The 20215-nt window shown below is 58.8% G+C and carries 20 protein-coding genes; 11 read left to right on the top strand and 9 right to left on the bottom strand.

Going from position 1 to position 20215, the window contains the following annotated elements:
- Window positions 1-123 precede the first annotated feature (123 nt).
- Window positions 124-648: a D-glycero-beta-D-manno-heptose 1-phosphate adenylyltransferase gene (rfaE2, locus tag CENROD_RS01310; protein ID WP_022771255.1), complete on the bottom strand. Its 525-nt coding sequence runs from the start codon at window positions 646-648 to the stop codon at window positions 124-126.
- Window positions 649-739: 91 nt separating this feature from the next.
- On the opposite strand from rfaE2, the gene CENROD_RS01315 reads away from it, so the two are divergent.
- Window positions 740-1981 (top strand): HD-GYP domain-containing protein, encoded by a 1242-nt coding sequence (locus CENROD_RS01315; protein WP_022771256.1) that lies wholly within the window; start codon window positions 740-742, stop codon window positions 1979-1981.
- Between the two features lie 156 nt (window positions 1982-2137).
- Here CENROD_RS01315 and CENROD_RS01320 read toward each other — a convergent pair whose 3' ends face one another.
- The gene (locus CENROD_RS01320; protein WP_022771257.1) at window positions 2138-2767 is read right to left on the bottom strand and encodes a glutathione S-transferase family protein; all 630 of its coding nucleotides are present in this window, start codon (window positions 2765-2767) and stop codon (window positions 2138-2140) included.
- Window positions 2768-2949: 182 nt separating this feature from the next.
- On the opposite strand from CENROD_RS01320, the gene purB reads away from it, so the two are divergent.
- Window positions 2950-4329: an adenylosuccinate lyase gene (gene purB / locus CENROD_RS01325; protein ID WP_022771258.1), complete on the top strand. Its 1380-nt coding sequence runs from the start codon at window positions 2950-2952 to the stop codon at window positions 4327-4329.
- 52 nt (window positions 4330-4381) lie between these two features.
- On the opposite strand, the gene ampD is transcribed toward purB, so the two are convergent.
- Together ampD and CENROD_RS01335 are read right to left on the bottom strand one after the other, a co-directional pair.
- Window positions 4382-4975 carry a 1,6-anhydro-N-acetylmuramyl-L-alanine amidase AmpD gene (gene ampD / locus CENROD_RS01330; protein ID WP_022771259.1) on the bottom strand — a complete coding sequence of 198 codons (594 nt, stop codon included), beginning with the start codon at window positions 4973-4975 and terminating at the stop codon, window positions 4382-4384.
- A complete protein-coding gene (locus CENROD_RS01335; RefSeq protein ID WP_022771260.1) occupies window positions 4962-6455 on the bottom strand; it encodes a sigma-54-dependent transcriptional regulator in 1494 nt (497 codons plus the stop codon). The genes ampD and CENROD_RS01335 overlap by 14 nt, the downstream gene beginning before the upstream one ends.
- Window positions 6456-6658: 203 nt before the next feature.
- On the opposite strand from CENROD_RS01335, the gene CENROD_RS01340 reads away from it, so the two are divergent.
- The 7 genes from CENROD_RS01340 (at window position 6659) to CENROD_RS01365 (ending at window position 13142) form a co-directional block, all read left to right on the top strand.
- Window positions 6659-7006: a carboxymuconolactone decarboxylase family protein gene (locus CENROD_RS01340; protein WP_041193764.1), complete on the top strand. Its 348-nt coding sequence runs from the start codon at window positions 6659-6661 to the stop codon at window positions 7004-7006.
- Window positions 7007-7163: 157 nt separating this feature from the next.
- Window positions 7164-7337: a cytochrome oxidase putative small subunit CydP gene (gene cydP, locus CENROD_RS14525; RefSeq protein WP_022771262.1), complete on the top strand. Its 174-nt coding sequence runs from the start codon at window positions 7164-7166 to the stop codon at window positions 7335-7337.
- On the top strand, window positions 7334-8911 hold the full coding sequence (locus tag CENROD_RS01345) for a cytochrome ubiquinol oxidase subunit I (protein ID WP_022771263.1): 1578 nt from the start codon (window positions 7334-7336) through the stop codon (window positions 8909-8911). Before cydP ends, CENROD_RS01345 begins: the two co-directional genes overlap by 4 nt.
- Window positions 8912-8925: 14 nt before the next feature.
- On the top strand, window positions 8926-10062 hold the full coding sequence (gene cydB, locus CENROD_RS01350) for a cytochrome d ubiquinol oxidase subunit II (RefSeq protein WP_187292345.1): 1137 nt from the start codon (window positions 8926-8928) through the stop codon (window positions 10060-10062).
- Between the two features lie 25 nt (window positions 10063-10087).
- Window positions 10088-10213: a cytochrome bd-I oxidase subunit CydX gene (gene cydX / locus CENROD_RS12925; RefSeq protein ID WP_041193174.1), complete on the top strand. Its 126-nt coding sequence runs from the start codon at window positions 10088-10090 to the stop codon at window positions 10211-10213.
- Between the two features lie 9 nt (window positions 10214-10222).
- Window positions 10223-10585, top strand: a complete 363-nt coding sequence (locus tag CENROD_RS01360) for a cyd operon YbgE family protein (RefSeq protein ID WP_238551802.1) — start codon at window positions 10223-10225, stop codon at window positions 10583-10585.
- A gap of 127 nt (window positions 10586-10712) precedes the next feature.
- Window positions 10713-13142: a penicillin acylase family protein gene (locus CENROD_RS01365; RefSeq protein ID WP_022771266.1), complete on the top strand. Its 2430-nt coding sequence runs from the start codon at window positions 10713-10715 to the stop codon at window positions 13140-13142.
- A 133-nt stretch (window positions 13143-13275) separates the two neighbouring features.
- Here CENROD_RS01365 and rimO read toward each other — a convergent pair whose 3' ends face one another.
- Entirely contained in the window at window positions 13276-14664 is a 1389-nt protein-coding gene (rimO, locus tag CENROD_RS01370; RefSeq protein WP_022771267.1) for a 30S ribosomal protein S12 methylthiotransferase RimO, read from the bottom strand.
- Between the two features lie 188 nt (window positions 14665-14852).
- Here rimO and flhD point away from each other — a divergent pair, with 188 nt between their 5' ends.
- Together flhD and flhC are read left to right on the top strand one after the other, a co-directional pair.
- Window positions 14853-15179: a flagellar transcriptional regulator FlhD gene (gene flhD / locus CENROD_RS01375; RefSeq protein WP_022771268.1), complete on the top strand. Its 327-nt coding sequence runs from the start codon at window positions 14853-14855 to the stop codon at window positions 15177-15179.
- 58 nt (window positions 15180-15237) lie between these two features.
- Complete coding sequence (gene flhC / locus CENROD_RS01380) at window positions 15238-15789, top strand: flagellar transcriptional regulator FlhC (RefSeq protein WP_022771269.1); 552 nt, start codon at window positions 15238-15240, stop codon at window positions 15787-15789.
- Between the two features lie 70 nt (window positions 15790-15859).
- On the opposite strand, the gene CENROD_RS01385 is transcribed toward flhC, so the two are convergent.
- From CENROD_RS01385 to CENROD_RS01400, 4 genes are all read right to left on the bottom strand, one after another.
- Complete coding sequence (locus CENROD_RS01385) at window positions 15860-16927, bottom strand: protein-glutamate methylesterase/protein-glutamine glutaminase (protein ID WP_022771270.1); 1068 nt, start codon at window positions 16925-16927, stop codon at window positions 15860-15862.
- Between the two features lie 88 nt (window positions 16928-17015).
- Window positions 17016-17549, bottom strand: a complete 534-nt coding sequence (locus tag CENROD_RS01390; protein ID WP_022771271.1) for a chemotaxis protein CheD — start codon at window positions 17547-17549, stop codon at window positions 17016-17018.
- Between the two features lies 1 nt (window position 17550).
- Entirely contained in the window at window positions 17551-18360 is an 810-nt protein-coding gene (locus CENROD_RS01395; RefSeq protein WP_041193175.1) for a CheR family methyltransferase, read from the bottom strand.
- Window positions 18361-18528: 168 nt separating this feature from the next.
- Window positions 18529-20193, bottom strand: a complete 1665-nt coding sequence (locus tag CENROD_RS01400) for a HAMP domain-containing methyl-accepting chemotaxis protein (protein WP_022771273.1) — start codon at window positions 20191-20193, stop codon at window positions 18529-18531.
- Window positions 20194-20215: the final 22 nt, after the last annotated feature.

The raw sequence follows: 20215 nt of genomic DNA on the forward strand, positions 1-20215 counted from the left end.
ACTTCCTGGATCATGAAAGTCATGGCAGTGTCCCTCACCCCCCGCCCCTCTCCCGCTGGGCGAGGGGAGCGTCGAGAAGCCGCTTCGCGACTTTCACATTAAAGGGCTGTGCTGCCGACTGTGCTATCCCTGCGTGGCAGCACGGATGCGTTGCACCAGGGTGGTCGTCGAATAGCCGGTGACGAAGGGGACGGTCAGTGCCGTCCCACCCCAACTGCGTACCAGTGGGGTTTCCGGAAGGGTTTCGACATCGTAGTCTCCCCCCTTGACGTAGATTTCCGGTCGAACCAGTTCCAACAGGGCCAGCGGGGTGTCTTCGTCGAACCACGTCACCAGATCGGTGCTGGCTAGTGCTGCAATCACCTCGGCACGGTCGCGTTCCGCGTGCAGTGGGCGGTCTGCGCCCTTGCCCAGACGACGGACGGATGCATCCGTGTTGAGGGCCACGAGCAGACTTTGCCCTAGCGAGTGGGCCTGGGCAAGATATTGCACATGCCCCCGGTGCAGGATGTCGAAAACGCCGTTGGTGAATACCAGTGGGCGCGCAAGCCGTGGTAAGCGGATGGGCAAGGTATCCCGTGTGCAGAGTTTGTCCAGGTAATCGGGAGTGGTGGCTGGGGATGGGCAGAAAAAGGGGAGTTCACGCATGGTTATTCATGTGGGCGGTACGAATCCGGTCGTTTATGCTTCCCATGTTGCCGTCCGAATGTAGCGGGCTTACCCAGGGGGCGACATCAGCATGAGCATGACCCTGATTCCCATCGATATCGAGACGATCCGTCTCAACCACCCTTTGCCTTTTTCGCTGCGGACGAAGGACGGTGCATTGCTGGCCCCCAAGGGCTACATCATTGCGCGCCGCTCGGACTTGGATCTGCTGCGCAAACGGCGTGGGTCGCTGTGCATCGATATCACGGAGTCCGAAGAGCACCACCGTGCTTACGTCGGCAAGCTCCACGACATGGTTCGCGAAGACAAGGAATTGGGGCAGATTGCCGGTACGGGCTTGTCCCCGGTGCTGGAAAAGCAGTCTCCTGTTCGAGAACAGGACGAGGAGCAGGACTGGTTCGATATCCAAGGACTGGCGCACAGCGTGCTGCGCGATGTGCGGTCGCCCGGCTTTCTGGGGCGGCTGGACAAACTCAGTGCAGCATTGGTGCGTCCCCTGCGCAGCAACCCGGATGGCACGCTGCTCGCGCTGATTCACCTTGCTGCGACGGAATTGCAGCGATACAGCGCGACACATGCCTTGCTGGTCGCAGCAGTCTGCACCCTGGCTTCCAAGGATGTATTGCGATGGGGGGAGGAAGAATCGCAGCTTTTGTTTAATGCAGCGCTGACGATGAATCTGGGAATGACAGAACTGCACGACCGCATGGCGTTGCAGATGGAGCCGCCCAGCCCGGAACAGTTGCGAGTGATCCAGAAGCATCCGGATCATTCACGCGATGTGCTGTACGACGTGGGGGTGGACGACAAGATCTGGATCGACGCCGTTTTGCAGCATCGATCCACCCAGGCAGGGCCGCTGGCCAAGCGTGTAGTGGGGGAGCGCCTTGCGCGGATGCTGCAGCGGGCGGACATGCTGGCTGCCAAACTGTCCCCCAGGGCGGCGCGTCCCCCAGGGGCGCCGGCGGTGGCGATGCAGTCCTGCTATTTCGACGAACAGCGGCAGATGGACGAAGCCGGGGCTGCGCTCATCAAGGCGTGCGGTATTTATTCCCCTGGCACCTTCGTCAAGCTGGTCAATCAGGAAATTGCCGTCGTCGTTCGCCGTGGTCTCAATACGACCATGCCTCGTGTGGCCGTATTGGTCAATCGGCAGGGGCTACCTGTGGGGGAACCCATCATCCGCGAAACCAGTGCGGCGGAGTTCCGCATCGTGAGCAGCCTTGCGCCCCGGGATGTGAAGGTGCATTGCAGCTTGGAGCGGCTACTGGCGCTGGTCAAACAAGGCTCTGTCGAGCGTCCCTGGTGGTGATGCGCCCAGCAACGATCTGGGGTAGGACGTACGCAACATGGCCCCGGCTAGGCGTACCGACGAAGACAGTACATGACGGTACCGCGAGGCGATACCACAACACCATGGCGGTTTGGCGTACATCCTTGGGGTACCACGCTACTTGCCTGTAGCAGGTCAGGGTGGGGTCGTTTCCATAAAGCTGCTGCGCTGGGATAGCCGGTTGTGCAGCGAAGCCAGATTGGAATGGCGGTCACGCCATCCCAGTTGGGGAAAACGACAGTCGAGATGGTCGAGCGCTACGCCGACGGCAATGTCCGCAAGGCAAAAGTGCGCACCCATGCAATAGGCATGTTCCGCCAGGCTATTCCTCATGAATACAAGGGTTTGCTCGATGTTGCCGAGTTGGTGGTCGATCCAACGCTGACAACATTGCGATGCGTCGCGGCCTTCCCAGTGGCTCTCCAGCCATGCCAGCGCTGTTGCTTCAAGCATGCCATCGGCGAGGGCTTCCCACGTCTTGACTGCTGCGCGTTCCCGGCCCACTGCGGGCAGCAGCTTGCCGACGGGGGAGAGGGTGTCGAGGTACTCGACGATCACCCGGGAATCAAAAATGCATTCCCCCCCTTCTGTGACGAGGCAAGGGGCTTCGCCCAAGGGACTGCCCAGGGAGCTGGGGTAGGGCGGTGGAGCGTCGGTCCTTGCGCCTTGGCCCAGGAAATCGCAATCGAAATCGAGTTTTTTCTCTGCGAGCACGATGCGTACCTTGCGGACGTAGGGGTTGGAGGTGGAGCCGACAACTTTCATCGAAAAAAGAACACCGGTTGGAAACCCCGCCCTTCAGGGCGGTAAGCCATGCCCCGGCCTGAAGGCCGGTTCTGGATAGATGCAGGCAGGCGGAACAGTAAGCGCCAAGCATTCTAGGGAGACGGCTCAGACCAGATTCCAGACCAAATGGCTGCGCCAAGTGTGGGTTCTACAATAATTTCATGACAACTTCTCATCTTTCTGCCTTATCTCCGCTCGACGGGCGCTATGCCCCCAAACTCGCCAGGTTGCGCCCCATTGCCAGTGAAATGGGGTACATGCACCGCCGAGTGCAGGTAGAGGTTGCTTGGTTCATTGCCCTGAGCGATTGCGGTTTTCCGCAATTCCCCCCTCTTTCGCCAGGGGCACGCACGTATCTGCTTGGCTTGGTCAAAAAGTTTTCGGAAGCGGATGCCCGGGCCATCAAGGACATTGAAAAGCGCACCAACCACGACGTCAAGGCGGTCGAGTACTGGCTCAAATCCCGGTTTGAAGCCAGGCCGGAGTTGCTTGCCGTGCAGGAATTCGTCCACTTTGCCTGCACGAGCGAAGACATCAATAACACCAGCCACGCCTTGCAGTTGCAAAGCATTCGCAATGGCGTCGTGTTGCCTTTTCTGGATTCTGTGGTCGAGGCTTTGCGTACCCTGGCGCATGAACATGCCGACGTGGCGATGCTCAGCCGTACGCATGGTCAACTTGCCAGCCCTACGACGTTGGGCAAAGAAATCGCCAATGTGGTGGTACGGCTGGAAAAGGCACGCGACAAGGTTGGCCAGGTCACGTTGATGGGCAAAATGAACGGCGCCGTGGGAAATTACAACGCGCACATCTTGGCCTGCCCGGGGTTCGATTGGGAAGCCTTTGCGAAAAAGGTCGTCGAGACCCCAGAGCCTTTGGGGTTGGGTTTGACTTTCCAGCCCTACAGCACGCAGATCGAACCCCACGACTACATGGCGGAATTGTTTGATGCCATTGCGCGGGTCAATACGATCCTGATCGACTTGGCGCGGGACGTGTGGGGGTATATCTCTCTAGGCTATTTCAAGCAGCAATTGCGTGCAGGGGAGGTGGGTTCGAGCACCATGCCCCACAAGGTCAACCCGATCGATTTTGAAAATGCCGAAGGGAACCTGGGTATCGCCAACGCCTTGCTACGTCATCTTTCGCAAACTTTGCCCATTTCCCGCTGGCAGCGAGATTTGACGGACAGCACCGTGTTGCGAAATACTGGGGTTGCCGTTGGTCATGCCGTGCTGGCCTACCAGTCGTTGCTGGCAGGGTTGGGCAAGCTCAAGGTGCATCACGCTGCGATTGCGGCGGATCTCGGTGTGGCCTGGGAAGTGTTGGCGGAGCCGATACAGATGGTGATGCGCCGGTATGGGGTGCCACAGTCGTACGAGCTGCTCAAAGAGTTGACTCGCGGCCAGTGCATCACGCGGGAGGCATTGCATGCCTTTTTGGCGACGGTGGCTTTGCCAGCGGAGGAAAAGCAGCGATTGCTGGAATTGACCCCTGCTGCCTATACCGGGAAAGCTGCGGAACTGGCGCGCCGGGTGTAGGTTGGGGGTGCAAGTCGTGGGGGAGTCGCTTCGGTTGGGTACCCCGCCGGAGTTAGCAAAGCGGCTGCGGAAAGTGCAACGTGACGGCGCCTAGCAAGGTACGCAGGCGTTCCCAGTCGAAACCCGGCCCGGGGTCTTGCTTGCGGCCGGGGGCGATGTGTTCGTGGCCGGCGATGTACGCGATAGTGGGGTATCGCTTGCATAGCAGCGTGCAAAGCTCGGTGAGCGCTGCGTATTGCGCGTCTTCGAACGTGTCCCCGACTATGCCCTCCAGTTCGATGCCAATGCTGTCGTTGTTGCAATCGAATTTTTGGCGATAGCTCGACGCTCCCGCGTGCCAGGCGCGGTCTGCACAACCCACGAACTGCCAGAGCTTGCCATTCCTTTGGATCAGGAAATGGCTGGACACCCGCAGATTCCGCAGTTCTTCCAGGCTAGGGTGCGCGGTGGTGTCGAGGTCATTGCAAAACAACTGGACGATTTCCGGCCCACCGTATTGCCCAGGGGGCAGGCTGATGGCGTGTACCACGATCAGGTCGATGACTGCCCCGGCGGGACGGAAACCGAAGTTGGGGGAAAGAACCCGCTGTGCCTCTTGGTGCCATCCATCCGCATCGATGCCGCAAGGAAGGTCAGGAGGCATCATCGCCCGATTCGGAGGCAGAAGTCGGCACGTCGATGCACAGGCGGCCCATCCGGTATCGAATCTGGCGCAGGCTCAAGCCCAGACGCGCAGCGGCGGCAGTGCGGTTGAACCGGGTTTCCTGCAGGGTGCGCAGCAAGATTCCCCGCTCTTGGTCATCAAGGTACTGCTGCAAATCGCTGGGGATGAGAACCTCCCCAGAGCGGATGGCATCGGGAGGCAATTCGGGGGCGGAGTGGGAATGCAAATCGGGAGGAGGGTTAGCCACCACGGTGGCAACAGGCACGTCGAATTCGAGGTGGTTGTCATCACCCAGCGCCATGGCGCGGTGCAAGAGGTTTTCCAGCTCTCGGACGTTGCCGGTCAACGGCATGCGGGACAGTTCGGTCAGAAAGGCTGCATCGACGGGCGGCGCAGCGCGCCCGGATTCCCGGGCGATTTTGGCCAGCAGGGCTTCGCACAGATCCGGCAAATCTTCGAGCCGGTCGCGCAGCGGCGTGGTAACGATGTCGATGACGTTCAGGCGGTAGTACAAATCCTGCCGAAAGCGACCGGCACCTACTTCCGCAGAGAGGCTTTTGTGCGTCGCGCTGATGATGCGGACGTCCACCGGTTCTTCTTGCGTGGTGCCCAGGGGGCGGATTTTTCGTTCCTGAATGGCACGTAGCAGCTTCGATTGCATCGGCAAGGGGAGATCCCCGATCTCATCGAGAAACAGGGTTCCCCCTTGTGCAGCCTGAAAAAATCCGATGCGATCCTGATTGGCACCGGTGAAAGAGCCTTTGCGGGCGCCAAAGAACTCGGCTTCCAAGAGGTTTTCCGGGATGGCTGCGCAATTGACGGCGACCCATGCGTCGGAAGCCCGGTGGCTGTTGGCATGAATGGCGTAGGCGACCAGTTCCTTGCCGGTGCCGGATTCCCCGGTAATGAGCACGGGTGCCATGCTCGTGGCAATTTTTACGATGCGTGCTTTCAATGCCTGGATGCACTGGGAACGCCCCGTTAACTTGGCCAGAACACGCTGCCCTTCCGATTGCAGGCTCTCGGTAATCGGATGCAGCGCTGATGCGGGACGTGCCGATGCTTGGGAATCCGCCACGTGCCGCACTGCTGAGGCGACGACGCTGCGGAATTGCTGGATGTCCACCGGCTTGGTGAGGTAGTCGAAGGCCCCGGCTTTCAGGGCATCGATGGCGTTGGCCGTCGAACCGTACGCCGTGATGACGATGCAGCGTTCTGCGCGTTGCTGCCCTTTGATCTGCGTAATCAACTCCATCCCCAACCCATCGGGCAGACGCATGTCTGTAATCAGTGCGTCATAGCTATGGAGAGCGAGCAGCTCGCGTGCCTGGCGCAACGACTCTGCGGTGTCCACGAGGTAAAACTCCCGCAGCAGGGTTAGCTCATATAGCGTGCGCAAATCCGGCTCGTCGTCAACGACCAAGATGCGAATACTGCGGTGGGACGGCGGTGTTTTCGGCATGGTGTATCTCGTCCATTGATCGTACAACGGATGCCGGAAACAGGCATGGGCAATAGGCGTGAGCAGTAGGCTTAGGAGAGGTGGCGATGCACCCCAAGCGCGTGGGAAATACCTTTGCAGCGCAAAACGAAAGGCCCCAAGGACTGTTGAAATCGGCTTTGCTACACTGCAAATTGATAAATTTCGATATAGAGGACAGAGACGTGAGTACTTTCGAGCATGCTGAATTGACGCAAAAGATCAATACCAATCTGGCCACTTTTCGCAAGTCGCAAACCGAAGCCATGCAAGGTTTTGGCCAGTTGGCGCGGGCAGCGATGGCGGAAGGCAACGTCAGTGCCAAGCACAAGGAGCTTATCGCCACGGCTATCGGAATCAGCCAGCGTTGCTCGGGGTGCATCGGGTTTCACGTCAAGGCGTTGCAAAAGCTGGGCTGCACCAAGGCCGAATTCGAGGAAATGCTGGCTGTGTGCGTCTACATGGGTGGCGGCCCTGGGCTGATGTACGTGGCCGAAGCGTTGCAGGCGTGGGACGACTTTGCTTCGGCGTAATTCGGCGCAATTCGGCGTAACTCTCCTTCGGCAAAAACAGTACTTCGGCGTACAGCGCGTATCCCTGGTTACGCCACCTCTTTGGGGTCTTGCTTCATTCTGCGGATCCTTGCGCACTTTCCCTTTGGATCAGTCAATCAGTCAGACAGTGTTCCCGATGGCTCCTCTCGATCGATCCCTACTCAGGAAGCTCGTTGTGGCGGTTCTCCTCAAGCTGGTCGTGTTGACCATCCTGTGGTGGGCTTTTGTCCGTGATCATCGGGTTGCCGTCGATCCTGAGTGGGTGACCTCGATTCTTTTTTCCTCCCCCTCCCAAGGAGATTCCCCGTGACTGCCGATCCCACCCTGGTTGATTTGTCCCGGTTGCAGTTTGCTGCAACCGCGATGTACCACTTCCTTTTCGTCCCTCTAACCTTAGGGATGGTGTGGATGCTGGTCATCATGGAAAGTGTCTACCTTCTCACTGGTAAGGTCGTCTGGAAGGATATGACCCGGTTTTGGGGCAAATTGTTTGGGATCAATTTCGCCCTGGGGGTAACGACGGGGATCACGCTGGAATTCCAGTTCGGCACGAACTGGGCCTACTACTCCCACTACGTGGGGGACATCTTCGGGGCACCATTGGCTATCGAAGGATTGATGGCCTTTTTCCTCGAATCCACGATGATCGGACTGTTCTTTTTCGGGTGGGATCGCCTGTCACGAACGCAGCACTGGCTGGTGACGTTCCTCATGGCAGTGGGAACGAATCTTTCCGCGCTCTGGATTCTGATAGCCAATGGGTGGATGCAGAACCCGGTCGGCTCCGAGTTCAGTTTCGAGACCATGCGGATGGAGATGACCAGTTTCTGGGACGTGGTCTTCAACCACGATGCGCAAGCCAAGTTTGTGCATACGGTGTCTGCGGGCTACACCACGGGGGCGATGTTCGTGCTCTCGATTTCGAGCTGGTATTTGCTGCGTGGCAGAGATGTGGAATTTGCGCGGCGTAGCTTTGCCGTGGCTGCGGCCTTTGGTCTGGCCTCCGTCTTGAGCGTCATCGTGCTGGGCGACGAATCGGGCTATACCGTCGTCGAGGCCCAGAAGTCCAAGCTCGCAGCGATGGAAGCCATGTGGGAAACCAAACCCGCCCCTGCTGGATTGACCTTGTTGGCCGTCATCAACGAGGAAGAGCAAAAGAACGATTGGGAGCTGGAGATTCCCTGGGTGATGGGAATCATCGGAACAAGGTCGCTGACGAAGGAAATCCCCGGTATTCACGACATCAAGAATACCAACCGCGAGCGGATACGAAGTGGAATCAAGGCGGTGACAGCCCTGGAAGCACTGCGCCGGGATCAAAAAGATGCTGCGGCCAAGCAAGTGTTCGAGCAGCACAAGGCGGACCTCGGTTTTGGGCTGCTCTTGAAGAAATACACCCAGGACGTAGCCCAGGCGACCCCTGACATGATTGAGCGTGCCGTACACGATACGGTGCCTCGGGTGGCTCCGTTGTTCTGGGGGTTCCGGTTCATGGTGGGGCTGGGTTTTGCGATGCTGTTCCTCTTTGGCTGGGCTTTTGTCAGCGCGGTGAAGAACGGGGTAGCGCACCATCCCTGGTTGTTGCGCGCCGCGTTATGGATGTTGCCCGCGCCGTGGATCGCTTGCGAGCTGGGGTGGTTCGTCGCGGAATATGGTCGCCAGCCTTGGACGATCTTCCAAGTCCTGCCCACCCACCTGTCCGTTTCCGCGCTCAGCGTCGAAAGCCTGTATGGTTCCCTGGCAGGTTTCATCGGGTTCTATACGGTGCTGCTTGTCGTCGAGATGTTCCTGATGGTCAAGTTTGCCCGTCTCGGGCCGGCCAGCCTTGCTACGGGCCGGTATGAGGGAGAGGCAGCGCCCCAGACTGCCCACGCACACCACTGAAAGGAATGACCATGTTGCTCGATTACGAAACTCTCAAGGTCATTTGGTGGTTGCTCGTCGGCGTTTTGCTGGTCGGCTTTGCCGTGATGGATGGGCACGACATGGGCGTTGGCGCTCTGCTTCCCTTCGTTGGGAAAGACGACATTGAGCGCAGGGTCGTTATCAACACGGTAGGCCCCCATTGGGATGGGAACCAGGTGTGGTTCATCACCGGGGGTGGGGCCATTTTTGCCGCGTGGCCTTTGGTGTATGCCACTGCGTTTAGTGGCTTCTACTGGGCGATGTTGATCGTATTGTGGGCGCTGTTTTTCCGACCGGTAGGTTTCGATTACCGCAGCAAGATTGAGCACCCCACTTGGCGCAGCGTGTGGGATTGGGGTTTGTTTGTTGGGGGATTCATTCCACCCGTCATTTTTGGGGTGGCGTTTGGCAATCTGCTGCAAGGGGTACCGTTTTATTTCGACTCCTACCTCGTGCCGATCTACACGGGTTCGTTCTGGGCGTTGCTCAACCCCTTTGCATTGCTTGCCGGTGTCGTCAGCAGCGCGATGATCATCCTGCACGGCGGGGCGTACCTCGCCCATCGAACGGAAGGTGTCATCCAGGAAAGAACGATCCGCTATGCGCGTATTGCGGCAATCGTGACCATCGTCTCTTTCGTCTTGGCTGGGCTGTGGCTGCAAGGGATCGATGGGTATCGCATCACCGGTGGGGCTGAGCCTAGTGCCTTGCCGAATCCGGTGGCCAAGACCGTCGTGCAGGAAGCAGGGGCATGGATGGCCAACTATGGAAGCTGCCCTTCACTGTGGCTGCTCCCTCTGCTGGGCATTGCAGGAGCTGCCGGTGCGTTCGTATTGCTGGCGCAAAGGAAAACCTTGTTGGCTTTTGTGTCATCGGCACTGGCTTTGGTGGGGATCATTGGCACGGCGGGGGCTTCGATGTTTCCGTTCATCATGCCGTCGAGCTCCGTCCCTTCCGCGAGCTTGACCGTGTGGGACAGTGTGTCCAGCCATCGCACCTTGTGCATCATGCTGTGGGCTACGCTCATCTTCATGCCCTTGATCATCTTCTACACATCCTGGGCATATAGGGTGATGCGTGGCAAGGTGACTGCGGCCTACGTCCGTGAAAACGATCATGCCGCGTACTGATTGCGCGGCGAGTTGGAGAACAAGCATGTGGTATTTCGCCTGGGTTTTGGGGATCGCTTTCGCAGTGCTCTTCGCCATCGTCGTGGCGATGTGGGATGAACATCGCGCCGCACGGGAGGCTACGGCACTGGAGCATCCAGGTTCCCATTGATGTCATCGAGTGATTACATCGAGTGATTCCACTGTGGTGCTGTCACCCGAAGTGCTTCCGGCGACCAAGGAATCACAGTCGTCTGCCGCGCAGTCGGGGTGGAGGGGACTGAGCCTGTGCATTGCCTTGACCATCATGGTGGTCGGTAGTGCCTACCCCTTCTTTTTCACACTGCCCGGCGCTCCGGCGGACAAACCTGTGCATCATGGTTATGTCATGGTGCTGTTGTGGGCCATGTGCGCGGGGCTGGTGCATGGGGTCGGTTTCGTGCCTCGATGGGCGCCATGGCGCTGGTTGTTTTCTGGCTGGGCATGTCTGTTTGCCCTAGGTTTGGCCGCATTCCTTCGAACTCAGGCTTGGATGATCGCCTGAGCGTTGGCCTGAGTATTGGTGTTTCTGCGCCCATCCAGCTTCTTTCTGCTGGGTTGTTTTCCCCGATGCGGTAGGGGGCTATCGTCGGTGTGATCATGCTGGGTGCTTTTCCCCCAAGGTCGCTGCCATGAAGTTGCTGCTGCACGTCTTCTTGGCTGTGCTGGTCTCTGCCATCGTTGCCGTGGTGGTTGCCGTCTATGCCTACCTGGGTGGCAAGATGCCCCAACGAGCGGGGCACCAGACGCTGCCCGGGCTGCTCAAACCGGTAGAGATTCGCTATGACGAGCGAGGAATCCCTCATATCCACGCAGAAAACCAGGCCGATCTCTACCGTGCGCTCGGGTATGTCCATGCCCAAGATCGCCTGTTCCAGATGGAAATGGCTCGTCGCCTTGCGCGCGGGGAGCTTTCCGAAATTCTGGGGCCAACGTGGATACGCACGGATCGGCTCTATCGCACGCTAGGGCTGCGTGAGAACGCCGAGCAGGTCGTTGCTGGTTTGGACAGGCAACATCCTGCCGTGTTGGCCCAACTGGCGTATCTGGATGGCGTCAATCAATTCCAAAGCTCGCACCCTGCGCCGATGGAGTTCGACTGGCTCGGTATCCCCAAGCGCGAATTCACCCTGGTCGACACCATGGCAGTGTGGGGCTCGCTGGCCTTTGCCCATGCTGTGTCGTTCCAGACTGCACCCGTCCTGACGTATATCCGGGACAACCTGGGCGCGGCGTATCTGCAAGTCTTCGACCTGGAATGGAACCCCATGGGCGTATTGCGCAAGCCCGAGCCGGAGGATGCCAGCGCGGCCCGCTGGACTGCGTGGAGCCAGCTTGCCGGGATGGCCCGCGAGACCCAGGAAAAGTTGGGCTGGTTCGAGGGGAGCAATGGTTGGGTGATTGCCGGGGAGCGCACGGAAAGCGGGGCGCCGCTGTTGGCTGGCGATCCGCACATGGGGTACGCATTGCCATCGCAGTGGTACGAGGCACACCTCAGCGCTCCTGGCTTCGAGCTGCATGGGCATTTTCATGCGCTGATGGCCCATGCGCTGCTCGGCCACAACAGCCACTTTGCCTGGACACTGACCATGTTTCAGAACGACGACATGGATTTGATCCGGGAAGCGATTCATCCTGAAAACCCGGATCAGGTATGGTTCCGTGACGGCTGGGTAGATATGCCGGTGCGGGAAGAAGTGATCGTCGTCAAAGGGGCCAATCCGGTGACGGTGGATGTGCAGCGCTCCCCCCATGGCCCGCTTGTGACCAGTGCTTTGCCGGGTCAAGCACCGGAAAACACGGCCTTGTCGATGTGGTGGACGTATTGGGAAGCGGAAAACCAGTTGCTCCATGCCTACCACGAGCTCAATCGCGCAGATACCCTAGCCAAGGCCCGCGCTGCCGCCAGCAAGATCCATGCGCCGGGCGTACACATCCTGTGGGCCAACGCCGACGGCGATATCGGCTGGTGGGCTGCTGCCCGGCTACCGATTCGCCCCCTGGAGGTACAGCCTGCTTTCGTGCTCGACGGCACGGACGGCAGCGCGGAAAAGCTCGGGTTCTACCGATTCGAGGACAACCCGCAGGAAGAAAACCCGCCGCGTGGCTACATCCTCTCGGCAAACCAGCAGCCTACATCGGTCAGTGGAGTGCCGATACCGGGGTACTACAGCCCGCCAGACCGAGCGAGGGTGCTGGACGACAAGCTGCTCGACGAGTCCCTTGCGTGGAACCTCGTCAAAACCCAGGAGTTGCAGATGGGTACCCAGTCTGTCTACCCCTTGCGGGTGTTGCACCCGTTGCTGGAAGAGTTGTACGAAGTGGTGCAAGACCCCCTCGAACGGTCGGTGCTGGACAGCCTGTCGCAGTGGAACGGGGACTATTCCACCCTCAACATCCCGCCGACGGTGTACTCGCAATTCACGTTCGAGCTGGTTCGAGCGGCGATGGCGGATGAATTGGGGCCGGAAATGTTTGCCCTGTTGCGGCAGACCCGCGCACTCGATCACGCCCTACCCAAACTGGCTGAGGATGCGGAATCCCCGTGGTGGGACGACCACCGCACGCCGGAGACCGAAACCCGCGCAGACATCATCGCCAAAGCCTGGCGCGCATCTTCTGCGCATTTGCGCAAAGTGCTGGGCAAGAGCCCGAATGGTTGGGGTTGGGGCATGGCGCACACCATCACCTTCGCGCACCCCTTGGCAGACATCGTGCCGATGGGCCGTTGGCTCAATGTAGGCCCTTTTTCCGCGCCTGGCGGGCGTGAAGTCCCCAACCAGATGGCGACCCCCATCGGCCCCGCGCCCTGGAAAGTCAGCATAGGCCCTTCGACGCGACGGGTGGTCGATTTTGGGGAGCGCACACGCGCCGTCGATTTGCTTTCTGTAGGGCAAAGCGGCGTTTGGTCAGACCGGCATTACGCTGACCAGGCAGCAGCTTTCGTAGTAGGCGGATACATGCCACAGTACGTCGAAGACCGCGATGTGCTGACCAATACGCGCAGCATCCTGTTGCTGTACCCACGGGTTGCCGCGCCGGTGGCTTCAGCCGGGCATTGATGGGTGAGGGGCAAGGGTCAGAAGGTGCTGGGGATGGTCAGCCGTACTCTTCCTCCAGAAGTCCGGGCATCACCGAATCACCACGCATTCGGCAATGGATTCCCGTTTTTTTCTAGGATGAACGACCCTCTCCTCAGGGCTGCGCAATCAGCGCGCCATCCCGAACGTCGATGATGCGTGCCTTGACGAATTCCCCGGCATGCAAGGATGTGCTGATTTTGGAAGGGGGTAGCAGGCGGACGATGCCGTCGATCTCCGGGGAGTCCGCATAGGTCCTGCCTAGAGCGCCTTTTTTGCCCATCGACCACGAGCGGTCGATCAGCACTTGCATGATGCTACCAATCCGCTGTTCACGCAGTTCTTCCGCAATGGTTTGCGCTACCTGGATGAAGCGAAGTCGGCGTTCCTCCCGCACTGAGGGGGGGAGCATTCCAGGCAAGGCATTGGCTGCTGCGCCGGGTACGTCGCTGTAGGCAAAGCTCCCTGCATGGTCGATCCGGGCTTGTCGCAGGAAGGACAGCAAGTCCTCGAATTCCTCTTCGGTTTCACCGGGAAAGCCGACGATGAACGTGCTCCGCAACGCGAGTTGCGGGCATTCGCGGCGCCATTGCGCGATGCGTTCGAGCATGGCTTCTCCGCTGGCAGGGCGCTGCATTCTGCGCAATACGGCGGGGTGGCTGTGTTGGAAGGGAACGTCCAGATACGGCAGGATGTGCCCTGCCACCATTGCTGGCAGGAGTGCGTCCACGCTGGGGTAGGGGTAGACGTAGTGCAGGCGCACCCAGGCCCCGTAGGGCGCTGCCATCGTTCCCAGCGTACGCACCAGTTCGACCAACTGCGTGCGAAGGGGGCGGCCTTCCCAGAATCCTGTGCGGTGGCGTACATCCACTCCATACGCTCCAGTGTCCTGGCTCACGACCAGAAGCTCCTTCACGCCGGAATCGAATAGCGCACGGGCTTCTTGCAAGATGTCGCCGATGGCGCGGGAGACCAGGCGCCCACGCATCGAGGGGATGATGCAGAAGGTGCAGTGATGATTACAGCCTTCGCTGATCTTGATGTAAGCATAGTGCCTAGGGGTGAGTTTGATGCCTACCGGGCGCATCGCCAACTCGGCATCGGGGCCGGTGGCCGTGGGCAGGGGAAGGTGCGCATGCACGGCATCAAGCACCGCCAGTGTCTGCTGGGGGCCAGTGACGGCGAGCACCTTGGGATGGCGTTCGTGAACCCAGCGCTTGCCGGAAGTGCCGACCTTTGCGCCCAAACACCCCGTGACGATCACCTTGCCGTTGTCGGAAAGGGCTTGGGCGATGGTGTCGAGGCTTTCTTCCACCGCGTCATCGATGAACCCGCAGGTGTTGACGATGACCAGATCGGCATCGCCGAAGGATTGGCAGGTGCGGTACCCCTCGGCAGTGAGCCGGGTCAGGATAGCCTCGGAATCGTGGAGTGCCTTGGGGCAACCGAGGCTGGCGAAAGCAATGGCGGGCGGGGGGGAGAGCTGGGTTTTGGGGGCAGTCATCCGAGGGCAGAGAGTAAGGAAAAAGGGAGGGCAGGGGACATCTTGTAGGAATTTGCCTGACACGACAGGGCTGCCAGGACGACATAGAGCTTATCCAAAGGCCGATTCAAGGTGAACGGGCTTCCCTTCAGAATTCGCTCCATGGTGATCGACGAATGCAACGCAACAATTTGAACGTGGAGCCGGAAATGAACGACGAACAACTGACCCAAGAGATCCGTGACGCCAATCTGTCCTACCTGATGCTGGCGCAAAACATCATCCGCAAGGACAAGGCCGAAGCGTTATTTCGGTTGGGGGTCTCCGAAGAAGCCGCCGATTTGATCGCGATGCTGTCCCCGGCACAGATTCTGAAGATTGCTTCCAGCCCGATGCTGTTGTGCCGATTCCGCGTCGATGACGACGTCGTATGGGGGTTGCTGACGAACCATGCTCCCAGCAAGATCAACAACGAATCGACCACCAAGCTCCATGCCAGTATCTTGATGGCTGGCAAGTACGCCCAGGCTCTCTGATTCACCTTCCTTCCTATTCCCCACTTTCCTCTCATTTCCCAGGATTCAGGAGAACGCCATGACCGCAGCAGCAGTAGCCACCAAGAGCGTGTGGAACGATTCCCGGCAAGTGGAGCGCGCCGTTGCGCTCATCCAGCTTGGCGCGCGCTTGCAGGTGTTGGAAAGCGAAACGGATCTTTCCTACGAGCGGCTGCTGCGGCTGTACAAGGAAGTGGCAGGGCGTTCACCTTCCAAAGGGCAATTGCCTTTTTCCACGGACTGGTTTCTGACCTGGCAGCCCAATATCCATTCCTCCCTGTTTGCGAATATCCACGCATACCTGAGCAAGGTCAGTGCGTTGGACGACGTGGACGCACTGATGAAGGCCTTTCGCTTGTACAAGGAACAGATTGAACAGTGCGGGATGGAACCACAGTTGTCCATCACCCGGGCGTGGCGCTTGGTGAAATTCCTTGATGCCAAAATGCTGTCGATGACGAAGTGCAGCAAGTGTGGGGGCCACTTTGTGACCGAGCCGTACGAAAACGCCCGGCACTACGAATGCGGCCTATGCACCCCTCCAGCGCGGGCTGGCAAAGGGGCCACCTCAGGTGGGATTCAGTTGCACTGATTGCTTTGCGGCGCAATGTGCATGCAGATTCGGCACGCAGCAATAGGCCAATGCACATGCAGCAGCGTGCTTACCGCACCATCACGCCTGAAAGCTGCTGCATGATTTCCCGGCTGATTTGTTGTAGCGGAACCGAACGTTCCACTCCTCCGCGTTTGACGGCTTCCTTGGGCATGCCGTACACGACGCAGCTTGCCTCATCCTGACCCAGGGTTTGCGCGCCTGCTTTGCGCATTTCCAGCAGCCCCACAGCGCCATCGTCGCCCATTCCGGTCATGATGATCCCCAAAGCGTTGGGACCTGCACACTTGGCTACGGAACGGAACAGCACGTCCACGGAAGGGCGATGGCGGTTGACGAGCGGGCCATTGAGCACTTCCACGTAGTACTGCGCACCGGTACGGCGCAACACCATGTGCTTGCCACCCGGGGCAATCAGCGCTCGGCTGTTGATGACCCGGTCGTTGTTTTGCGCTTCCTTGACTTCGATCTGGCACAACCCATTGAGGCGCTCCGCAAAGGCTGCGGTGAATTTTTCGGGCATGTGCTGGACGATGACGATTCCCGGCGTGACCCGGGGCAGATCGACGAGGACCACTTCCAGTGCTTGCGTTCCACCTGTCGATGTGCCGATCGCGATGACCCGATCGGTAGTCTGGATCATGGCAGAGTGTTTGCCAGCAGCCGGCATGATGACATCGGCAGAATGCTTGGCCGTGACGGCCAGAGCTTTGACATTGGCCTTGGCTGCACCCTTGACGGTGGTGACCATGTCGTCGCTAACGTCTTCCAGGTATTGTTTCAGCCCAATTTTGGGCTTGGTGATGATCGCCACCGCACCGGCAGCGAGCGCTGCCATGGAAGTTTCTGTTCCTGCTGTAGCCAAGGTGGAGCAAATTACGACCGGGGTAGGCCGTTCCGCCATGATTTTTTTGAGGAAGGTGATGCCATCCATGCGTGGCATTTCGATGTCGAGCACGATGACATCGGGCCATTGCACGCTCATCCGGTTCATGGCCAGGATGGGGTCGGCTACCGCAGTCACCGTTCCGATCTCGGGATCTTCAGAAAGCAAGCCGGACAACACTTGTCGAACTACGGCCGAGTCATCGACTACCAAAACATTGATTTTGCTCATCAGTACGTATGCAGGCACTTGCAGTGCCGATCCCTTTATCCATCACATCATCCGGGACGGTCATAAGCCCGTAATGACGTACCCCGAGTCAATGGGAGTGCTGTTGCACGTCAAGCTCCGAGGCAATTTCTTGAGACGATGGCCGTACCTGGCGTGACCAGACATCGCCGTTGCTGACGTTGAAAATAATCTGGCGATGTCCCACGCCGAACAGGCTTTCAGTCACCACTTCGATCCCCCACTGTTGGAGCAGGGTGCGGGCAGCTTCACCGTTGCGCTGGCCTATCGTCACGACCGTCGAACGGGTTTGGCCCGGAAACATGTTGCCTCCACCAAAAATTTTGGCTTTGCACTGCTTGGGGTTGACGCCGGACGCCATGAGATCGCGAGCCATGAGCTGCAAGGCCTCGTCCCCGTAGCGCCCATCCAGTTCATCTGGTGGGGTCGCGCTGCCCCGTGAAGGCAGAAGAAAGTGGGACATGCCACCGATGCGTGCCTTCGGATGCCATAAGGTGATCGAGACGCAAGACCCCAGGATCGTGCGGATCTGAAAGTTGGCATCTGCAACGAAAAATTCCCCCGGCTGGAGGAAGATATCCATCAAATCCTTGATGCGCGCCAATCTACGCTCCCTTGCGATACACCGACGGGGCAACCATTTGAACGGCCTGGCTGATGTCGTTGAGGCTTTCCGAATGGCCAATCATGAAATATCCCTTGGGCTTGATGTTCGCGATGACACGCGCCACCACTTGGCGTTTGGTTTCGTTGTTGAAGTAGATCATGACGTTGCGGAGGAAAACGACGTCAAACTGACCTAGTTCCGGAAGGGTATTGTTGAGGTTGACCTGCCGAAACGAGACATGGGTGCGCAGACTGCGATCAATCAACAAGTAGCCCTCGTATTGTCCTGTTCCTTTGCGGCAGAACTTTTTGCGGTAGTTGTCCGGTACGTGGCGCGCCCGCTCCAAGGTATAGAGAGCACGCCGCGCACCTTCGAGTACACGGGTGCTGATGTCTGTACCCATCACTTCCCACTGGGTGGATTGCATGCAGTCCGCGAGCACCATGGCGATGCTGTAAGCCTCTTCCCCGCTGGAACTGGCCGCACTCCACACCCGAAACATCGCTGATCTGTCGCGTTCCTGCAGCGCAAGTTTGCGCAGAAACTCGAAATGTTTGATTTCTCGAAAGAAGTATGTTTCATTGGTCGTGAGTAAGTCTACCGCCATTTGGACTTCGTCCGGGTACTGGCCAGAACTCAGCAACTGAAAGTACTGGCCAAAGGAATCCAGGCCGTAGTGCGCCAGCCGCTTGTGCAAGCGGCCCGTAACCAAAGGTTTTTTGGCGTCTGCCATGGAAATGCCAGCTACTTCGTAAATGAAGCGCTGGAATTTCATGAATTCTGCGTCGGTGATGCTTTGTAGGGACACGTTGGAAAAGATGCTGCGGTGCGTGGAGAAGAGCCAAGCACTACGCCCCTTGCTGCAGGCAGGCTGCTACGGTGCAAAAACGGGGTAGGGAATGTGCAGGGAATCAGGTCTGGTGGGGGCTGGCGGCGTGCTCCATGCTGCGGGGTATTGGGTATGGAGATGCGGGTATCAGTAGGCAGCAGGACGCTGTGCCTTGGCAGCGTGGGTGGCGGTACGCATAGCCGTTTTGTGGAAATGGGAGGGCGTTAGCGCCGTGTGGGTAGAGGCGAGGGAGGCTGGGATTGGGTCGTGCGTGGCCAGTCGAAAAAACGAGATGATCTGCTGGAGTTGTTCTGCCTGACCACTCATTTCCTCTGCGGTAGCGGCAAGCTGCTCTGCGCTGGATGCATTTTGCTGGGTGGTTTGGTTGAGCTGTCCTACTGCAGTATTGATTTGGCTGACACCGCCGGACTGTTCCGAAGAAGCTGCGGTGATTTCCTGCACGAGGTCGGACGTTTTGCGGATGGCTGGAACGATGGCAGAGAGCAAGGCCCCGGCGGTTTCTGCCAGCGCGACGCTGTTCGTGGCGACTTCCCCGATTTCCTGCGCGGCAATTTGGCTGCGTTCGGCCAGCTTGCGGACTTCAGCGGCAACGACAGCAAAGCCTTTGCCATGCTCCCCAGCACGGGCAGCCTCAATCGCCGCATTGAGTGCGAGCAGGTTGGTTTGGGCGGCGATGTCGTCGATGATGCCAATCTTGGTGGCGATTTGTTTCATCGCTTCAACCGTGGCATTGACGGATTCCCCACCTTTTTCGGCATCTTTGGCAGCTTGGCTGGCCATGGCATCGGTCACCTTGGCGTTTTCCGTGTTGTGCGCGATGGACGCTGCCATTTCTTCCACCGATGCACTGGTCTCTTCCACGCCTGCAGCTTGTTCGCTCGCTGCCTGACTCAGGCTTTGCGCAGTGGCACTCACCTCCTCTGACGCGCTCGCCAAGGCTTGGGCGTTGCTATTGACATCGGTCACTACCTGGGAAAGACGCGCCACCATCTCGTGCATCGCCAGCAGTACCTGCCCTGTTTCGTCTCGGGAGGGAGCATCAATCGCGACGGTCAAATCCCCTCCAGCAATCCGGTGCGTCACATCGACGGCAAAGGAGAGGGGACGAACGATGCTGGTGGTAATCCAAGTTGCCAAGAGCACGGATACCACCAGAGAAACGCCCGCGACGATCAGCATATTGCGCTGGGCGGCAGCGATTTGTACGGCCCCGTCTTGGACGCTGGCATCGGCAATGGCTGTGTTGAGATCGACGACCTTGAGCAGGCTGGCTTCTGCCTTGTTGAAGAAGGGGCGGGCGTCGAGAAATTGTCTGTAGAAGGTGACGAACAGCGCTTTCTGGTGTTCTGGCCCGGGGTTTTTGGCCAATTCCGCAAGGGTTTCACCCAACTGTTCATCCATCCTCTTCCACTGCGCCCAGTCGACCTGAAACTCTTTCCACATGATGGTCTCTTCGGGAGTCTGGGGCAGTGGTTCGTAGATGCGGAATCCATGATCGATATTGCTCCAGGCCTTTTGGCGTAGCGCCAGTACTCCAGCAAATTCTTTGCTGGCCTGGTAGTCGTTTTCGTAGATGGCCGCTGCCAGCGTTGCAGATTTGACGGCCGTCTGGCCTTCACTGATGATCAGCAAACCATGTACCGATGGAAGGCGGACTACACCGACTTCCGTGACGGCTTCACCGACACGGACGATTCCCCTATACCCCACAAAACTGGCCGTAGCCAGCGCAGTAAGCATCAAAGCGACGAGCACAACAAGTTTCCACCGGATGGAAAGATCACGAAACATCGACAACTCCTGAGAGGAACAA

It is taken from the genome of Candidatus Symbiobacter mobilis CR (genome assembly GCF_000477435.1).
In the GTDB taxonomy this organism is placed as follows: Bacteria; Pseudomonadota; Gammaproteobacteria; order Burkholderiales; family Burkholderiaceae_C; genus Rhodoferax; species Rhodoferax mobilis.

Bases quoted from the DNA above. Each gene is read 5' to 3' on its own strand.
- CENROD_RS01385 (WP_022771270.1), bottom strand. From the start codon at position 16,927: ATGAGCAAAATCAATGTTTTGGTAGTCGATGACTCGGCCGTAGTTCGA.
- CENROD_RS01320 (WP_022771257.1), bottom strand. From the start codon at position 2,767: ATGAAAGTTGTCGGCTCCACCTCCAACCCCTACGTCCGCAAGGTACGC.
- CENROD_RS01365 (WP_022771266.1), top strand. From the start codon at position 10,713: ATGAAGTTGCTGCTGCACGTCTTCTTGGCTGTGCTGGTCTCTGCCATC.
- rfaE2 (WP_022771255.1), bottom strand. From the start codon at position 648: ATGCGTGAACTCCCCTTTTTCTGCCCATCCCCAGCCACCACTCCCGAT.
- ampD (WP_022771259.1), bottom strand. From the start codon at position 4,975: ATGATGCCTCCTGACCTTCCTTGCGGCATCGATGCGGATGGATGGCAC.
- CENROD_RS01400 (WP_022771273.1), bottom strand. From the start codon at position 20,193: ATGTTTCGTGATCTTTCCATCCGGTGGAAACTTGTTGTGCTCGTCGCT.
- rimO (WP_022771267.1), bottom strand. From the start codon at position 14,664: ATGACTGCCCCCAAAACCCAGCTCTCCCCCCCGCCCGCCATTGCTTTC.
- cydX (WP_041193174.1), top strand. From the start codon at position 10,088: ATGTGGTATTTCGCCTGGGTTTTGGGGATCGCTTTCGCAGTGCTCTTC.
- CENROD_RS01315 (WP_022771256.1), top strand. From the start codon at position 740: ATGAGCATGACCCTGATTCCCATCGATATCGAGACGATCCGTCTCAAC.
- flhD (WP_022771268.1), top strand. From the start codon at position 14,853: ATGAACGACGAACAACTGACCCAAGAGATCCGTGACGCCAATCTGTCC.
- CENROD_RS01335 (WP_022771260.1), bottom strand. From the start codon at position 6,455: ATGCCGAAAACACCGCCGTCCCACCGCAGTATTCGCATCTTGGTCGTT.
- cydP (WP_022771262.1), top strand. From the start codon at position 7,164: ATGGCTCCTCTCGATCGATCCCTACTCAGGAAGCTCGTTGTGGCGGTT.
- flhC (WP_022771269.1), top strand. From the start codon at position 15,238: ATGACCGCAGCAGCAGTAGCCACCAAGAGCGTGTGGAACGATTCCCGG.
- purB (WP_022771258.1), top strand. From the start codon at position 2,950: ATGACAACTTCTCATCTTTCTGCCTTATCTCCGCTCGACGGGCGCTAT.